This window comes from Hoeflea sp. (genome assembly GCF_984452065.1).
In genome coordinates this window covers 1-15,332 of record NZ_CFHWAF010000069.1, presented here as the reverse complement: position 1 = coordinate 15,332, position 15,332 = coordinate 1, and the positions used below count along the sequence as shown (strand labels likewise).

The window sequence follows — 15,332 nt, the reverse complement described above, 5'->3', positions numbered from 1 at the left end:
GGTGCTGTTTACGCGTGCCGGAATGCGGGAGCGGGCAGGTCATAGCTGCCGGTGAACGCCCGCCAATGGGCAACGGCAAATGCCAGAACGACCAGCGCCATGCCCTGATGCACAAGCGCCCATGACATCGGCACCTGCAGCAAAAGGGTCGCAATGCCGATGACGGCCTGAACGGTGACCAGACAGAAAAGCACCACGGTGCGCCGTGCATGGGTGGTCCCGGGCGCGCGGATGAGGCTCGCGACCATATGGAAGAGCACAACCAGCCACAACAGATAGCCGAACATCCGATGCGTGAACTGGACCGTCTTTGCATTCTCGAAGAAATTCGACAGAACCGGGCTTGCCGTAAACAGATTGGATGGAATAAGAGCCCCGTCCATCAGCGGCCAGGTATTGTAGGCCAGACCCGCATCAAGCCCGGCCACAAGCCCGCCCAGATAGATCTGCACCAGCACCATCAGCATTATCAGGCCGGCGAAACCGCCCGAGCCCGCGGACGGCGCCCGGTCGCTGCTGTGCGGTGCAAGCCCCCTTGAGACCCATATGATTGCGGCAAAGATGACGCAGGCGAGCGTCAGATGCGTGGCAAGCCGGTACTGGCTGACATCCACACGATCGACCAGACCCGATGTCACCATCCACCATCCGATGAAGCCCTGAAGCCCTCCGAGCGCCAGAATCACCAAAAGAGGCAGTTTCAGGCGCTGCTCGATGCGCCCGGCGGCCCAGAATACCAGCAGCGGCACCGCGAACAGGACCCCTACCCCGCGCGCCAGCAGCCTGTGCCCCCATTCCCACCAATAGATGAACTTGAACTCATCAAGGCTCATACCCTTGTTGATCTGCTGATATTCGGGAATCTGGCGGTAGAGTTCCAGTTCTTCCTGCCATTCGGTTTCGCTGAGCGGCGGAATGACACCATGGATCGGCTTCCACTCGGTGATCGAAAGGCCCGAATCGGTCAGACGGGTCGCTCCGCCCACAATCACAAGCGCAAAGATCGCGAGTGTGACAATGCCGAGCCAGATGCGCACGGCAATCCGGTTCCTGCTCACAACATCCGAACGCTCCGCAAAGCTCATGAACTTCCTTCCCGTCAACAGACTGATTTTCCGGACATGTGAAGCAGAGTGCGGCCGAAGGCAAGGACCATATTGCCTCATCACCCCGCAATCATCGGCAGAGCGCCGCTTTCAGCCGGTTTATCGCATCACTTCAGGGCAAGGCTCGTCCCGGCGGGCGTCAATACCGCAAAAATGGAACTGTCGACGCCGGTTTTAAGGCGCGCATATCGCCACAGGACCGCCGATACGAGGAGATTGCCGGCGGTATAGCCCGACGCGGCGGCCATGATCCCAAGCTCCGGATAGGCCAGAACCATCCACAGGACCGCCACCGCAAGGCCGGCAAGGCTGACGAACATTGTCACCATGTGCTGATTGTGAACGGCCAGGATAAGCGGCGCCGGACCGAACACCGACCGCGCCAGCATGGTCAGCGTAACGGCGAGCAGGACCGGGTAACCCGCCTCGACCTCTCGCGAGAACAGGCCAAGCAGCCAGTGGCCGATGACCGCGAACACGGCAAGGACGCCAAGCGAATAGCCGATCGACGCGATATTGGTCAGAAACAGCTTACGCCGCAGGGCGCTAGCGTTCTTGCGCAGGGTCTGTTCCGTGATCTCCGGCATCATCAGCGTATGGATGGTGCGCATTCCGAAACCGGCCAGCACCCGATAACGGAAACAGATGTGAAGGATCGCGATTTCGACGGATCCGGCCATCAGGCTGGCGATCAGGATGACGAGATCGATCATGTGGTCCCAAAGCAGCGTCGTGCCCAGCCACGGAAACGCCGCGCGGTACCAGCGCCCGCTCTCTCCGCGTCCCTCGAATTCGCGAAAGCGGCCGCGGAAGTTCGCATCCCACACCAGCACCGCGGCCACCGCCAGCCAGGCCGCGACACAGGCCAGGGCGATGATCCCGGAGACGTCGGTTATCCATTGACCGTAGAGCAGCAGCACGGCGCCGCCGATCAGGATTGCCGGACGCAGCAGCGTATCGGGCAGCAGACCCGCCAGCGGCCGCTTCAGCCCGACCTGTATCGCACTGTTCAGGTTGAGCGTCGCAAGACCCGCCGCGGTCAGCACGACAATGCCGGGATAGACGATATGGTCAAACCCGACATCGACGGGATAGACGGTCCAGTAGACGATGAAGCCCGCCAGCAGGACGGCGATCACCGCCAGACCGTTCTTGATCGCCCTGACGGCAAACCCTTTCAGGAGATCGAAGGACTTGGAATTGTGATATTCGGCGGCAAAGAACGAGGCAACCGAATTGAACCCGAGGAACAGGCAGACCGCCAGAACCCCGGATATGGAAACGAACACCGCATAGTCGGCAAGTGCATCGACACCGAGCAACCGGATGATCAGCAGGTTGAGCGCGAATGTCGCGACCGCCCCGGCAAGACGGCCCGACACCAGGATGGAGAAGCGCGCAAGGAAGCCGCGAAATGCGCCGTGCTTCACCGGCCGGCCTTTCGCAGGAGAGCATGCTTGTAACGCTCCATGGCGGACATGCCGTCGCGAAGCCGGAACACCGAGGAACCCAGCACTTTGGAAAGCACGGAGCCGGCGCGATGAAAGCGCGGCGGCGCTTCGACGATGCCGCCGCTCTTGCCGACCATGCCTTTCTTGAACTGGTGCAGGCCTGCGTCGAGATCGTTGCCGCCGAGGTCGTACCACTTGACCCCGGGCTTGCGGCAATAGTGTTCGGCGAGCCACCAGTGCATCGCGTAGCCGGCCTTGAGGCGCAGCGCGCGTCCGTCCGTCGCGCCGAACATGTAGCTTGCCACCTCGCCACAGGAGAAGAACACGCCGCCTGCGGTCGGTGTTCCCTCATGCGAGACGAGAACAATGGACGGCCGAATGCCGTCGATGCAGCTTCGAACGAAATCCTCGAGGGAACCGATCGCAGAGGCGTCGAGAAACTGCTTCCTGCTCATCATCTCGGTATAGAGTTTCAGGAATTCCTGCAATCCGCGTCCATCGTCACAAAACGCGATATCAAAATCGTTTTTCCGCGATTTTCGCAGGTTGTAACGCCACTTCTGATCGAGACTCGCCATCAGATCGTCTTCGGAAAGATCGACATTGACAAGGTAGCGCTCGGGCGCGGCAAAGCCGGCACCCCGGTCAAATCCAAGCTCTTCCATCACCTTCAGCGCCACAGAGTCATAGGGCGGCACGGCCTGCGGCGCGATGGTCAGGTGCATGTTGCGGCGTCCGCAATACTCTTCCTCCAGCGCAAGAACGATCCGGCGATACATATCGTCGTTGGCGGACCGCTCCTTCAGCCGCCACAGCGGGCCCCATTTGACAATGGCGATGCCGGTTCCGGTCAACGGGATCGCGTGAACATAGACGACCGCCCCGCCAACGGTTCTGTCCTTCTTCAGGAACCGGATGCATTCGATGTGGTCCGGCCCCCACCGCGCAATGTTGAAGGCCGCTGTCTGCTCCGGAAAAATATCGGCGAATCCGATGGCGATCTCATCCCATTCCCGCGGCGACACGATCTGTGCGCGCAGGCTGCTGGAAACAACGCCGCGCCGGCCGCTCCCGGCCGCCGCCGGATCAGGGCCGAGAGCCTTTGCCTCTGTCGTTATGCGTGCATGTACGTTCGTGTTCATGGCGACTTTCCAGAAGTATGATTTGTGATCGTATTTTGTCGGGGTGGAACGACGGGATGTTTCCAGCGGGCAAGGCGTGGAACGACCTCCCGGAGCGCATGCAGCGCCGGCGCGGGATCGGACAGGCTGAAAACCATGTGGACGTCGGAGCGCGCACCGACGGTTATGGCCCGCGCGATCCAGCCGAACGCCTGAAGCAGGCTGATCCGGCCTTTCAAATAGCACACTTTCGCGCCCATGAGATCGCCACTGGTCCAGCAGTAGCGGATACCGGCCCTTCCCTCATCGCAGGCCGCCGCGGGCACGCGGCCGAGAGCGAGGTCGCGCATGAACGCACCGAGTTCCAGGCCGGCGAATTCAGGCAAGGCATGATTGCCCGCGATCCGGGGATTGATTTCCAGGAAGGAGCTTTGTCCGCTCGCTTCGTCGAGCAGGAACTGGGCGCAACCGATACCCGTATAGCCGAGCGCGCGGACAAGGGCGGCTGTCTGTTCGACGAGCGGATGGTCGGTGGTCAGCGTCCGGCCCTCCACCGCAAGCCCTGTCCCGTCCGGGCTGTCCGTCCGGTCGATGACCGCATGGAGTCGCCGTTTGATCTCACCGTTCTCGGCGGCAAAGTAGATGTTGTGCCGCACGCCGTCGAATTTTCTCTGAAGCAGCAGGACCTGATGCCCGAGGCCGTATTCGGTGAGAGCCCGCTCCGCCTCGGCAGCGCTGTCGACGAAGACCGCCTTCGCGCCGTCAAGGCGTTTTGTGGAGTCATAGGGCCTGACGATCAGCGGAAAGCCCGTCTTTTTGACCGCCTCATAAAACTCCTTGGCGTTCGAACTCGTTGAAAACGGCGCGGTGGGCACGCCGCTCTCATGCGCCAATCGCATCATGTAAGGTTTGTCCAGGCACTTGCGCACCGTCGCCGCCTCCACGGTGGCGATCGGCGGAAGCCCGGCAAAGGCCGCTTCGTGATCCGCGATCAGGCGGACATATTCCTCCGCCACCGGAAATATGATCTCAAGGCCCGGATGGTCCTTGTGGAAACGGCGCAGGTCCTGAACGAACCTGTCCGGTGTCGCCTCAAGCGGCGCATGGTCCCAAATATCCGAAACCGCCTTGCTGTATTGGCATCCGCGCTCGCATCCGTGCGATCCGACCACGACGCGATAGCCCTGTCGCCGCAAACTGCGCGCCAGTGTCAGCGACGGGCGGTAATTGCCCAACAACAGCGCAACCGGTTCTGTCACGGGTGTCGAAGTCATATCCTGCCCCCGCGGTCGAGGATCAGGATTTTTGCCATCGCACTGATATGGAAAGCGGCCCAGGCACATATACCCACGAACTTCATGCTGTCTTCAAGCAGCACCATATTCGGGTCGAGGCTGTGGAACACGACATCCACCAGCATGCTGAAAGCCAAGGCGCCTCCGCCGGCCAGCAGCAACCAGAAGTCGCTGGCCAGGAGGATGCGGTAATTGGCGATCAGATAGGCGATGGCAAGAAGCACGTAGGCGGCAAGGATGGCGTTTTGCGGAATACCCAGTCCGGGCAGAACCCGCTCATGCAGCAGGAAAGCGTCATCGAGAGCCAGCCAGCCCGTCAGCAGTCCGGCGGACAGCGCGAAGGTCAGGACCTCGCCGGCCCTGCGCGCGGCAAGCAGCAGCACCGCCGCAAACAGGCAGATCGCCGCCGCCGCGACCCACAACATCACGCCCAGAAGCGATATGAAGCCGTAATAGGAACGGCAGCAATTCTCGGAGAGTTCCGCGGCGGTCAGAGGGTCAAGAAACAACCATTTCGGCTCGATCCAGGGCTGGATGATGACCGGCGCCAAAATCAGGACAGACAACAAAATCGTGCCAAGGTGGATCACCCAGTCGATATCCGGCAAACGCATGCGCGGATAATCATCACCGCCGTCCAGGTGAACCCTGACGGTGACGCCAATGCGACTATGAATGTTCTGCAAGGTTCCAGACATGGCGCCCGCTCACTTGACGGAGGATTTGTGTTGAACGGGATGGGTGGCTTCCACCAGGGCGGTCTGGTCCGCTTTGCCGGCACCGTGCTCATTGGCCGCAATGGCGCCGGCCTTGCGGGCGGTTTGCCCGAACACGGCCTTGACCGTCGAACGACCGAAATCGTCGAGCCACGGCGTATGCATGATCCTCTTTTTCAGGGAAAAGCGTGCATGCAGAAGAGTGCAGATCAGCCGTCCGCGCAATGAGAACGGGCGGGTATAATTGTAAAGCGCCACATCGGTATCGGACCAGTCGTTCTTGTATTTCTCGTCGCCGATCAAAAGGTCGTAGGTCTTACAGCCCGCCCGCGCCGCAAGCTCTATCGTCTTGGTCAGGAGTTGGATGCCGGCGGAGAACTTGCTGTCGAGTTGCGGCGAATAGGCCGAAACATAATAGTAGAATACCCGGCTCGACACGAATGCCAGCATGCCAGCAACAAGCTCATCGTCCCTGAAAAGACCGTAAACCCTCAGCGACGTGTCCCGTGTCTCGCTCAGCGCGGCCTCGATCGCCCTGCGGGTCGCACTGGGCGCTTTATCGGTTCCAAAGGGGCTGCGCCTTCCCGCCTCTTCGATCTGGGCGGATTTCCAGTCCAGGATCTGCCTTGCGGCCGTCAGGCACTCCTCCCTGCCGCGAACCCTGCGGAAACTCACCCGGCCCGAAGCCTTGAAGGCCCGGTACTTGGAGCGCAGACGCTGGCGCGACTTCGACGAGCGCGTCGCCGCGTAAAGACCCTTCCAGTCTTTCCTGAGCGCCAGGGTATGCGAGCTGTATTCGGCGGCGAGAACCGATGCCTCAGGCCGCGACGACTTGGCGATATCCGGTCCGCAGGACGGCAGGCGGGTCAGGTGCACGGCATCGATCTGCGGAATGGCCGAATGAATCAGAGACGCGATCGCCTCGATCAGGTTGTCCGGCAATTGCGGTGCATAGGCCCTGTCGACCATCGGCCCGTGGTAGTCCGATATCCTGTCACCGAGCCAGGTCAGAAGTTTGCCGGTCATCGCATAACGAATGGCGAGCGGCAGGATGACGACGGGCTTGTCTTCGATAAAGCCGACAACGAACAGCGGCCGGAAGCAACTGGTTCCCCCGATGCCCTCGTTCGGACAGTCCGCGGCAACGACGGCTTTTACCCAGGAATAGGTCTGGAACGGCGTGCCGACACAATCGCGTTGCAGATCGGCCCAAAGACCCGCGACGTCTTCCATCGCCTCATAGGCGAAGTAGCGGCATCCGGACAGGAAGCCGATATCCATCCGGCGCGGCTCGGTCGCCGGCCGTCTCCCGTCTGAAACCGGGCTGATATCTGCCGTGTCGAATGACAAATGTGGCTCCCTGGACCGCAGTTCGAGAGCGCCCCGCTATCGAACCCGAAACACCTTCCTATTCAAGATGTTGCGATTTTACGGCATTCGCGTGCCACAATGGTAAACTGCGGCCGTAAAACTCCAAACTGGGTTAACGAAAGAATATCCGTTTCGAACCGTGCCCGATAAGGGCTGCGGTGGGTCGAATTCCGATGCGCCATAACGACCCATGGACTTGATCGCAGCGGCAAATTCTGTAGTTGAGGAATGGAAAGAGGAAGAGCAGAAAGCATGCCTTTACGCCTCCGCAAACTCGTCGGAACATTTGCCCTGGTCATGCTGGTGGTGCTCTACGCGCTGCTGGCGACCACCATTGCGACCTACAGGCTGGCGGAATCGCCGTGGTGGGTGCATCTTTTGTATTTCCTCTTGAGTGGTCTGATTTGGATTCTGCCCGCCATGGCGATCATCCGCTGGATGGAGCGGCCACAGAGCGGCAAAGGCCGCTAGACGGCACCCCGCCTTAACCAGAATTCGCATCAATCAGAATTTTTTAAGTTCAATCGGTTAGTGTAGCACTGACGATGGTTCCACTTGTTCGCGCAGATAGGCGGCCCTGACGCGGTCGGCCGCGCTGACATCTGGAAAAAGGGGATGGGAACTGATTGATGCGAAAACCGGTTGAGGCGACCAGTTTTTCTATTCAATGCACCAGGGAAATCGAACCTCTCGAGCCTGTTTGGCGGGCGCTTGAGGCTGCTCCCGAGTGCAGCATTCATCAGACATATGACTGGTGCCGCGCCTGGATCGGGCAGACCGGCGTGCAGCCGCTTATCATCACCGCGGCCTATACATCCGGCGCGCATTCGGGCGAGACCGCGTTCATCTTGCCGCTATACGCAACCCGCAGCGGTCCTTTCAAGATCGCCAGATATATAGCAACGCCATTCAACAACGTGAATTTCGGGATCTTCTCCACGCATTTCCTGGATGACGCCAATCATGCCACAATGCTGGCGATCAGGAAGCAGATCGCCGCGTTGCCGCTCGGCGTCGACTATGTTTTTCTCGACCGGCAGCCAGGACATTGGCATGGCTACGTTCATCCGTTTTCCCATTGGCCGCAAGTCGAAAACCAGAACCCGACATTCCAGACGGCCCTGAATGAAGGCTTCGAGACGGTCCTCGCCCGAGGCAACGCAAAACGGCGCAGAAAGAAATTCCGCATCTCCGAGCGCCGCCTCGATGAAATGGGCGGATATGACTATGTCCGCGCCCGCACAGCCGAGGACGCACGCGATCTGCTTGACGAATTTTTCGAACAGAAATCCGCGCGTTTCGCCTTTTTGGGCCTGCCGGACGTTTTTGACGATCCGCAGGTGAAATCCTATTTCCATCGCCTCGCCGAGGAAAGCATCGGCCAGGATCGAAAAATGATCGAGATGTATGGAATCCGTCTGCGTAACCGCGACCGTTCTCTGTGCGCGATCGCCGCCTTGTCGACAAAGGGCCGTGACGTGATCTGCCAGTTCAGTTCCATTGCGACCGGACCGACGGAGGCAGCAAGCCCGGGCGAATTGCTGTTTTATCTGGTCATACGCGATGCCTGCGAATCAGGCGCGCATACCTTTGATTTCGGTGTCGGCGACGAACAGTTCAAGCGTTCCTGGTGCAATGTGGAAACGGCCCATTACGACACGTTCCTGGCGATGACGCCCCTGGGGCAGGTCGGCGCGCTGGCCGCCCGCCTGTCGATCGATCTCAAACGCTTCACCAAGAACCACCCGGCCGTTTTCAGACTGGCCAAGGCCATCCGGCTATGGGTGACCAACCGCTGAAACGTGCCGGCCTTTGAACCGCAGCTTTTGCAAGGGTCTATTCAGGCCGCGCTTCGGTCGGGACTGCCGGGCGCGCCCGCGCCGGGGCTCATCATCAAAAGGTTCTGAAAACCTTCTGCATAAAAATCGTTGCGATACTCGACCATCAGGTCATCGTCGGGCTGCACGACCGAGAAGATCATCTCGACATCCTGCCCGTCGAGAAGACGCTTGACGCCCGCCGAGTTGGCGGGGCCGCATTCGACGATGACGATGTCATAGACCTTGGTCAGCGCACCGACCACCTCGGGCAGCTTGTCCGCATTCTGCATCGCGACGACCGGATCCGTTGTTCCTTGCGGAAGGATATGCGCATTCGACAGACGATCGGCATGCAGCGCCTCGGGAACGGTACAGTCATCGACAAGCACATCGGTGACGCCCGGAAGATCCGGATGCGGCACCATCATGCGGCTCGGACAGGCCGATCCCGTCATATCGAGAAGCAGGGTCTGGCGGCCCTCGTTTGCCAGCATGCGCGCAAGCATGACCGACGTCATCGATCCCTTGTCACCCTCAGGGGACACGATAATGGCGAGGCGTGTGCCGGCGGCAATCAGATGACCGGTTATCGCGCTGACGCTGTACTCCGACTGATGATCATCGATAATGCCCTCTCCGGCGGCCGGTTCGTCCTCAACGGAGGCATCGTCATTGGCGGCAACGGGTGCTTCGGCACCGGCTTCGGCCGTGTGCGGATCAGGCTCCGCGGCGCCTGCCCGAACGTCGGCTTCCACGGCGAATCCGTCACCGGTTTCGGGTTCAGACGGAGCCTCGGCCTCTTCACGGGACGTTTCGGGCACCGCTGCATCCGGAACGACTTCTTCCGAGAGTGTCCCGGCCGGCTTGTCGTCATATGGCACCGGTTCCGCCCGCGCGTCGATGTTCGGCTCCGGTTCCATGCGCACGACGGCGCTCGGCGCCGGATCGGCAACGGGCGGGTTCCCCGTCGCCGGCCCGTCCGCGACGGCGACCACTCCGTAGTCAACCGGCCTGAGCGCCCGGCCCGAAAACAGCTCAAACAGCATGACGGCAATGGACGAAAGCAGGAACGTCACCAGCCCGGCAATGATCGCGACCGGAACCGGTTTTGGAAAATACGGCTTCGTGGGAACCAGCGCCTCGGAGATAATGCGCGCATCCGCCGGCAGATTGCCCCGGTCCGAAAGCGACGCCGCCTCCCGATAGCGGCTCAGATAGACTTCGAGCAACTCCCGCTGCGCCGTGGCTTCGCGCTCAAGCGCCCGCAATTCGACTTCATCGCCTCCGGCACGTGCCGAATCCAGTTTCAGCTCACCAAGCTGCTGATTCAGCTCATCCTCGCGCAACTGTGCGATTTCCGCGTCGTTTTCAAAGGTCCTCAGCAAACCGCGCGTTTCTGCCTGTATCTGCTTGTCGATATCGTTAAGCTGCGAACGCAGGCCCTTGATCCGCGGATGCCGGTCGAGCAACGTCACGGAAAGATCCGCGATCTGCGCCTGCACCGCCGCCTGACGCTCCCGCAGCCTCTGAATGACATCGGACTGGACGAGATTGGCGAAATCCTCCGAGGGACGCCCGCTTTCGATTGCATTTCTGACAGCGGTGGCGCGCGCCTGGGCCTCTGCCTTCTCCCCGCGCACGCGGCTGAGCTCCGACGATATCTCCGAAAGCTGACGTGTGGCGAGCGTTTCCGTGTCGTCCACCAGCAGCAGACCGGAATCGGCCCTGAATTGAGCGACCTTCGCCTCGGCTTCGCGCACCTTTTCCCGCAGATCGGAGATCTCCGGCTCCAGCCAGGCCGTCGCGTCGGCATTGTCCAGGATCTTGGCGCCGCTCTGCAATGCGAGATAGGTTTCCGCAATCGCATTGGCGGCCCGGGCCGCCAACTGCCGGTCGATGGACCAGAAGCTGACGACGATAACCCGCGAATTATCCACCTGATAAACCGTCATATGGTCGCGAAACCGCTCGATCAAGCGTTCTTCCGGCGATGCATCATACGGGTCTTTCTCAAACCCCAACTCGATGAGAAGGCTCTCGACAAGCGAGGGTTTCGCAGCGGAGCTGAACTCGCGATTGTCCACCAGATCGAGTTGATCGGCGACCGACTTGATCAGATTTGTGGAATTGATGATCTCGACCTGGCTGGCGATCCCCTGCTCGTCAAGGAACTGTGCCCGGCCGCTGTTCACCTGATCAGGACTGGTAAGCGGGGACTCGCGCGATTCAATCAGAATGCGCGCCTCCGCCCGGTAGCGCGGCGAGGACATCCCGGAAAGAACGAACGCCGCGACGCTGACAATAAGCAGCAGGGAAACAATAGCGATCCGCCGCTCCCACACGGCAACGAACAATCGCACGATATCGATATCTACATCACTGCCGCTCGACTGCGAATCAGGCATTGGCAATCACTCCACTTCAGTCGGTCGAACAAGTAAATGAACATGGTAACATAAGGGTTAAGCCCGTCTTCATATTCCATTAATAAAATCAGCCAACTACGCCCGAACACGATAATTCGGCAGTTGCGGGCGCGAAAATGTCCAGCACTTTACCCGCCATTAACCTTAACCGGCCGATAACGGAAACCGTTCAATAATTGCTCCCTTAAAGAGTATTCGCTCAAAATGGTGTTTGGAATACGAAAAAACACAGCCGTTGCCTTTCTGATGGGGCTTGTCCTCGTCGTGGCCGGCTGTTCGGGCTACCGGCCCGCGCCGCAGGCCTTCCATGAGGCCGTGATCCAGCCCTACCGCCTGGATTCCGGAGACAATCTGCGCATCACGGTTTTCGAACAGGAAGACCTGACAAACACGTATGTGGTCGACCAGGCCGGTCATGTCGCATTCCCGCTGATAGGCTCTGTCGCGGCCCGCGGCCAGACCGTGTCCGAACTCGAGACTCAAATTGCCGGCAAGCTGCGCCAGGGTTACCTGCGCGATCCGGACGTCTCGATCCAGGTCGATCAGCACCGGTCTTTCTTCATCCTGGGCGAGGTCAATACGGCCGGGCAATACAGTTACGTCCCGGGAATGAACGTGCAGAACGCCATTGCGATCGCCGGCGGGTTCACGGCCCGCGCCAATCAATCGAATGTCGACATCACAAGAAAGGTCAAGGGCGATGTCCTGACCGGACGCGTGACGATTTCAGATCCCATATTGGCGGGCGATACCATCTACGTCCGCGAGCGCCTCTTCTGACGGCAAGGGTCAAGGCTTTGATGTCGGATCACGGTTCCCTGCGCATCGTGCATTGTTTCCGCTCTCCCGTCGGCGGCATATTCCGACATGTGCGCGATCTCGTCAGATACCATCATGAGGCCGGACACAAGATAGGAATATTGTGCGACAGCATCACCGGCGGAGCCCATGAGGATGCGCTGTTCGACAGCGTCCGGCCGTATCTCGACCTCGGCCTGACCCGGGTTCCCATGCACCGTTCCATCGGTCCCGGAGATATTGTGACGGCACTCAAATGCATGAGTGAAATCAAGAGTTTGAAGCCTGACATCATCCATGGTCACGGCGCCAAGGGAGGCGCGATGACCCGGTTGGTCGGCTCACAGTTGCGGGTTTCAAGGTCTCGCGTAGCCCGCCTTTACACCCCGCATGGCGGCAGCCTGCACTACAGCCGCTCCAAAGTGTCCGGACGGTTCTACTTTGCGCTCGAACGCTTCCTCGAGCGCCTCACCGACGGGCTGGTATTTGTCAGCGACTACGAGCGCAAGGCCTATATCGACAAGATCGGCAAACCGCGAACGCCGAACAAGCTTGTCTACAACGGCCTGCACGAACCGGAGTTTGACAACGTTTCGCCTGCGGATGACGCCGCGGACTTCCTTTATGTCGGCATGATGCGCAGCCTCAAGGGACCCGACATCTTCATCGAGGCGCTCGGCAAGGCTGAGGTCCTGGCCGGCAGGCCGCTGAGTGCCGTCATGATCGGCGATGGCGACGAAAAGAACGATTATCGGCGGATGCTTGAGGCTTCGGGCCAAAGCGAACGCGTCACGCTGGAGCATGCGATGCCGATTGCGGATGCTCTTCGTCGCGGCAAGACGGTGGTGGTGCCCTCCAGGGCGGAGTCCCTGCCCTATCTGGTCCTTGAGGCCCTGGCGGCGGGGCGGCCCGTCATTGCGACACACGTCGGCGGCATACCTGAAATATTCGGCGCCGACAGCCAGGCCCTGGTCCCGCCCGGCGACGCTGAAGCTCTGGCACGGTCCATGGCGGAGGCAATCAGCGCACCACAGGCTCTCATGCGCCAGATGCCCGGCAAGGATGAGCTGAAGGCCCGTTTCTCGGCGGAAAACATGGCAGCCGAGATTGTGGCGTTCTACAGAAAGTGCATCGCGTGACCGCCCGGGTGACACGCATCCCGGTCAAACAATATTAACGGCTCTATGATACCCGTGGTGCCCGAATGTCAGGGATGCCGCTGGACTCATGACCGCATATCAAACCATTGAAGCCAAAAAGACCAACGGCGTCGATCAGGTCGTGGACTCGGACAAGACGCCAACTGACTCATCGGATCAACAGTCTGAAAAGATTGGAAAACTGGCGACCCAGGTCGCCAGCCAGCTGGGCGATGAGAGTTTCTCCCCCGTAATGATCACCGGCATGGCGCGGCTTTTTGAGATCATCGGCCTCAGCCTCTGCGGCATCGTCGTCAGCCTGGTCTATGTCGCGCCGCAAGGCGGATATTCGAGCACCTACATATTTGCCTCGATCGCCGGCGCCATATTCGCGGTGCTTCTGTTCCAGATCAGCGATGCGTATCAGGTCCATTCCTTGCGCAATGCTTTAAGAAGCCTTCCCAAGATATTCATTTGCTGGACGATTACCTTTGCCACGCTGACAGCTGCGGCCTTTTTCATGAAAATCGGCCAGGAATTCTCGCGTGTCTGGTTCGGCTCGTGGTTCCTGTCCGGTTTCGCTTTTCTCGCCCTTGGCAGGAATTTCATCGCTTTTGCCATCCGCCGCTGGGCCCGCGACGGAACAATGGAACGGCGCGCGGTGATCGTCGGCGGCGGTGAAGCCGCCGAGAAGCTGATACGTGCCCTTGAGCAGCAGCCGGACAACGATGTGCGCATTTGCGGTATTTTTGACGACCGCAGCGAGCGCAGGTCACCCGCCATTGTCGCCGGCTACCCGAAGCTCGGCAACGTGTCGGAACTCGTGGAATTCGCTCGCCTCGCCCGCATCGACATGCTGATCCTGTCGCTGCCGCTGACGGCGGAAAAACGTGTCATGGAGCTTTTGAAAAAACTGTGGGTCCTGCCGGTCGATATCCGCCTCGCCGCGCATTCGAGCGAGCTGAAGTTCCGGCCCCGCGCCTATTCCAATATCGGTTCCGTGCAGATGCTGGACATTTTCGACCGGCCGATAAACGACTGGGATTCCGTTGCCAAGCGCCTCTTCGACATCTTCTTCAGCATTCTTGGCATTGTCGCATTCTCGCCGATCATGCTGGTCACGGCGATTGCCGTCAAGCTGACCTCGAAGGGACCGGTCCTGTTCAAGCAGCAAAGGCACGGTTTCAACAACGAGATCATCAATGTGTACAAGTTCAGATCCATGTACACGGAGAAGTCGGATCCGACGGCAATCAATCCGGTCACCAGGAACGATCCGCGCGTCACGCCGGTCGGCCGCTTCATCCGCCGCACGTCGATCGATGAGCTGCCCCAGTTCTTCAATGCGCTGAAGGGCGAACTGTCCCTGGTCGGCCCGCGCCCGCATGCGATCCACGCCCGCTCCCACGACACGGTCTTCACCGAAGTGGTCGACGGATATTTCGCCCGCCACCGGGTCAAGCCGGGCGTGACCGGTTGGGCGCAGATCAACGGCTGGCGCGGCGAGATCGACGACGCGGAGAAGATCAAGCAACGCACCGCCTTCGACCTCTATTACATCGAGAACTGGTCGCTGCTCTTTGACCTCAAGATTCTCCTGATGACCCCGATCCGGCTGTTCAGTTCGGAAAACGCCTATTGATGGCCGGCGCGCTCGCACAGCAAGGATTTTCTCCCCCGGCCGCAACCCTCCTGACCAAGGGGTCGCTGGCGCTTGGCGCCTTCCTGTCCGGCTTTGTGCTTTACGAGCCGGCGCCCTACGAGCTCTACATGGCGGGGCTTATCGCCATATGGTTCCTGTTCGGCCTGCGGCTGTCGAGGAACAGCGCCACGCTGCTGACCATTCTGCTCTGCTTCAATATTGGCGGCCTGCTGTCGCTGACGATGCTTGACGAACTCGACACACGCCGGACCCTGTATATGGCCGTGTCGCTGTTTCTGGCCCTGTCGTCGGTGTTTTTTGCTGCGGTTATCGAGGCGGATTACAGCCGCTTGAAGCCGATCTTCACCGCTTATCTATTGGGCGCGCTGACAACAGGGCTTGTCGGCATTCTGAGCTATTTTCAGCTTTTTCCGTCCAGCGACCTGT

The 15,332-nt window shown here is 60.1% G+C and carries 12 protein-coding genes and 1 pseudogene; 6 read left to right on the top strand and 7 right to left on the bottom strand.

Features of this window, described 5'->3' with window-relative positions; genetic code table 11:
- Nucleotides 1-8: 8 nt before the first annotated feature.
- From AC5E6N_RS14225 to AC5E6N_RS14200, 6 genes are all read right to left on the bottom strand, one after another.
- Nucleotides 9-1,085 (bottom strand): COX15/CtaA family protein, encoded by a 1,077-nt coding sequence (locus AC5E6N_RS14225; RefSeq protein ID WP_491748425.1) that lies wholly within the window; start codon nucleotides 1,083-1,085, stop codon nucleotides 9-11.
- 128 nt (nucleotides 1,086-1,213) lie between these two features.
- A complete protein-coding gene (locus AC5E6N_RS14220) occupies nucleotides 1,214-2,536 on the bottom strand; it encodes a lipopolysaccharide biosynthesis protein (protein ID WP_491748424.1) in 1,323 nt (440 codons plus the stop codon).
- On the bottom strand, nucleotides 2,533-3,699 hold the full coding sequence (locus AC5E6N_RS14215) for a lipid II:glycine glycyltransferase FemX (RefSeq protein WP_491748423.1): 1,167 nt from the start codon (nucleotides 3,697-3,699) through the stop codon (nucleotides 2,533-2,535). Before AC5E6N_RS14215 ends, AC5E6N_RS14220 begins: the two co-directional genes overlap by 4 nt.
- The gene (locus AC5E6N_RS14210) at nucleotides 3,696-4,952 is read right to left on the bottom strand and encodes an ATP-binding protein (RefSeq protein ID WP_491748422.1); all 1,257 of its coding nucleotides are present in this window, start codon (nucleotides 4,950-4,952) and stop codon (nucleotides 3,696-3,698) included. Before AC5E6N_RS14210 ends, AC5E6N_RS14215 begins: the two co-directional genes overlap by 4 nt.
- Complete coding sequence (locus AC5E6N_RS14205) at nucleotides 4,949-5,671, bottom strand: DUF8692 domain-containing protein (protein ID WP_491748421.1); 723 nt, start codon at nucleotides 5,669-5,671, stop codon at nucleotides 4,949-4,951. The genes AC5E6N_RS14210 and AC5E6N_RS14205 overlap by 4 nt, the downstream gene beginning before the upstream one ends.
- Nucleotides 5,672-5,680: 9 nt before the next feature.
- A complete protein-coding gene (locus AC5E6N_RS14200; protein ID WP_491748420.1) occupies nucleotides 5,681-7,039 on the bottom strand; it encodes a GNAT family N-acetyltransferase in 1,359 nt (452 codons plus the stop codon).
- A gap of 273 nt (nucleotides 7,040-7,312) precedes the next feature.
- Here AC5E6N_RS14200 and AC5E6N_RS14195 point away from each other — a divergent pair, with 273 nt between their 5' ends.
- Together AC5E6N_RS14195 and AC5E6N_RS14190 are read left to right on the top strand one after the other, a co-directional pair.
- Nucleotides 7,313-7,531, top strand: a complete 219-nt coding sequence (locus AC5E6N_RS14195; RefSeq protein ID WP_491748419.1) for a DUF2842 domain-containing protein — start codon at nucleotides 7,313-7,315, stop codon at nucleotides 7,529-7,531.
- A gap of 158 nt (nucleotides 7,532-7,689) precedes the next feature.
- Nucleotides 7,690-8,859 (top strand): GNAT family N-acetyltransferase, encoded by a 1,170-nt coding sequence (locus AC5E6N_RS14190; protein ID WP_491748418.1) that lies wholly within the window; start codon nucleotides 7,690-7,692, stop codon nucleotides 8,857-8,859.
- A gap of 41 nt (nucleotides 8,860-8,900) precedes the next feature.
- Here AC5E6N_RS14190 and AC5E6N_RS14185 read toward each other — a convergent pair whose 3' ends face one another.
- Entirely contained in the window at nucleotides 8,901-11,285 is a 2,385-nt protein-coding gene (locus AC5E6N_RS14185) for a Wzz/FepE/Etk N-terminal domain-containing protein (RefSeq protein WP_491748417.1), read from the bottom strand.
- 267 nt (nucleotides 11,286-11,552) lie between these two features.
- Between AC5E6N_RS14185 and AC5E6N_RS14180 the strand changes: the two genes are divergently transcribed.
- From AC5E6N_RS14180 to AC5E6N_RS14165, 4 genes and pseudogenes are all read left to right on the top strand, one after another.
- Nucleotides 11,553-12,086: a polysaccharide biosynthesis/export family protein gene (locus AC5E6N_RS14180; RefSeq protein WP_491748433.1), complete on the top strand. Its 534-nt coding sequence runs from the start codon at nucleotides 11,553-11,555 to the stop codon at nucleotides 12,084-12,086.
- Between the two features lie 20 nt (nucleotides 12,087-12,106).
- Entirely contained in the window at nucleotides 12,107-13,243 is a 1,137-nt protein-coding gene (locus tag AC5E6N_RS14175; RefSeq protein WP_491748416.1) for a glycosyltransferase family 4 protein, read from the top strand.
- A gap of 88 nt (nucleotides 13,244-13,331) precedes the next feature.
- Nucleotides 13,332-14,885 (top strand): undecaprenyl-phosphate glucose phosphotransferase, encoded by a 1,554-nt coding sequence (locus AC5E6N_RS14170; protein ID WP_491748415.1) that lies wholly within the window; start codon nucleotides 13,332-13,334, stop codon nucleotides 14,883-14,885.
- Nucleotides 14,885-15,332, top strand: a pseudogene (locus AC5E6N_RS14165) (hypothetical protein); the annotation flags it as partial. The gene AC5E6N_RS14170 and the pseudogene AC5E6N_RS14165, both read left to right, overlap by 1 nt.

Bases quoted from the DNA above. Each gene is read 5' to 3' on its own strand.
- AC5E6N_RS14215 (WP_491748423.1), bottom strand. From the start codon at position 3,699: ATGAACACGAACGTACATGCACGCATAACGACAGAGGCAAAGGCTCTC.
- AC5E6N_RS14225 (WP_491748425.1), bottom strand. From the start codon at position 1,085: ATGAGCTTTGCGGAGCGTTCGGATGTTGTGAGCAGGAACCGGATTGCC.
- AC5E6N_RS14195 (WP_491748419.1), top strand. From the start codon at position 7,313: ATGCCTTTACGCCTCCGCAAACTCGTCGGAACATTTGCCCTGGTCATG.
- AC5E6N_RS14180 (WP_491748433.1), top strand. From the start codon at position 11,553: ATGGGGCTTGTCCTCGTCGTGGCCGGCTGTTCGGGCTACCGGCCCGCG.
- AC5E6N_RS14175 (WP_491748416.1), top strand. From the start codon at position 12,107: ATGTCGGATCACGGTTCCCTGCGCATCGTGCATTGTTTCCGCTCTCCC.
- AC5E6N_RS14190 (WP_491748418.1), top strand. From the start codon at position 7,690: ATGCGAAAACCGGTTGAGGCGACCAGTTTTTCTATTCAATGCACCAGG.
- AC5E6N_RS14170 (WP_491748415.1), top strand. From the start codon at position 13,332: ATGACCGCATATCAAACCATTGAAGCCAAAAAGACCAACGGCGTCGAT.
- AC5E6N_RS14210 (WP_491748422.1), bottom strand. From the start codon at position 4,952: ATGACTTCGACACCCGTGACAGAACCGGTTGCGCTGTTGTTGGGCAAT.
- AC5E6N_RS14185 (WP_491748417.1), bottom strand. From the start codon at position 11,285: ATGCCTGATTCGCAGTCGAGCGGCAGTGATGTAGATATCGATATCGTG.
- AC5E6N_RS14205 (WP_491748421.1), bottom strand. From the start codon at position 5,671: ATGTCTGGAACCTTGCAGAACATTCATAGTCGCATTGGCGTCACCGTC.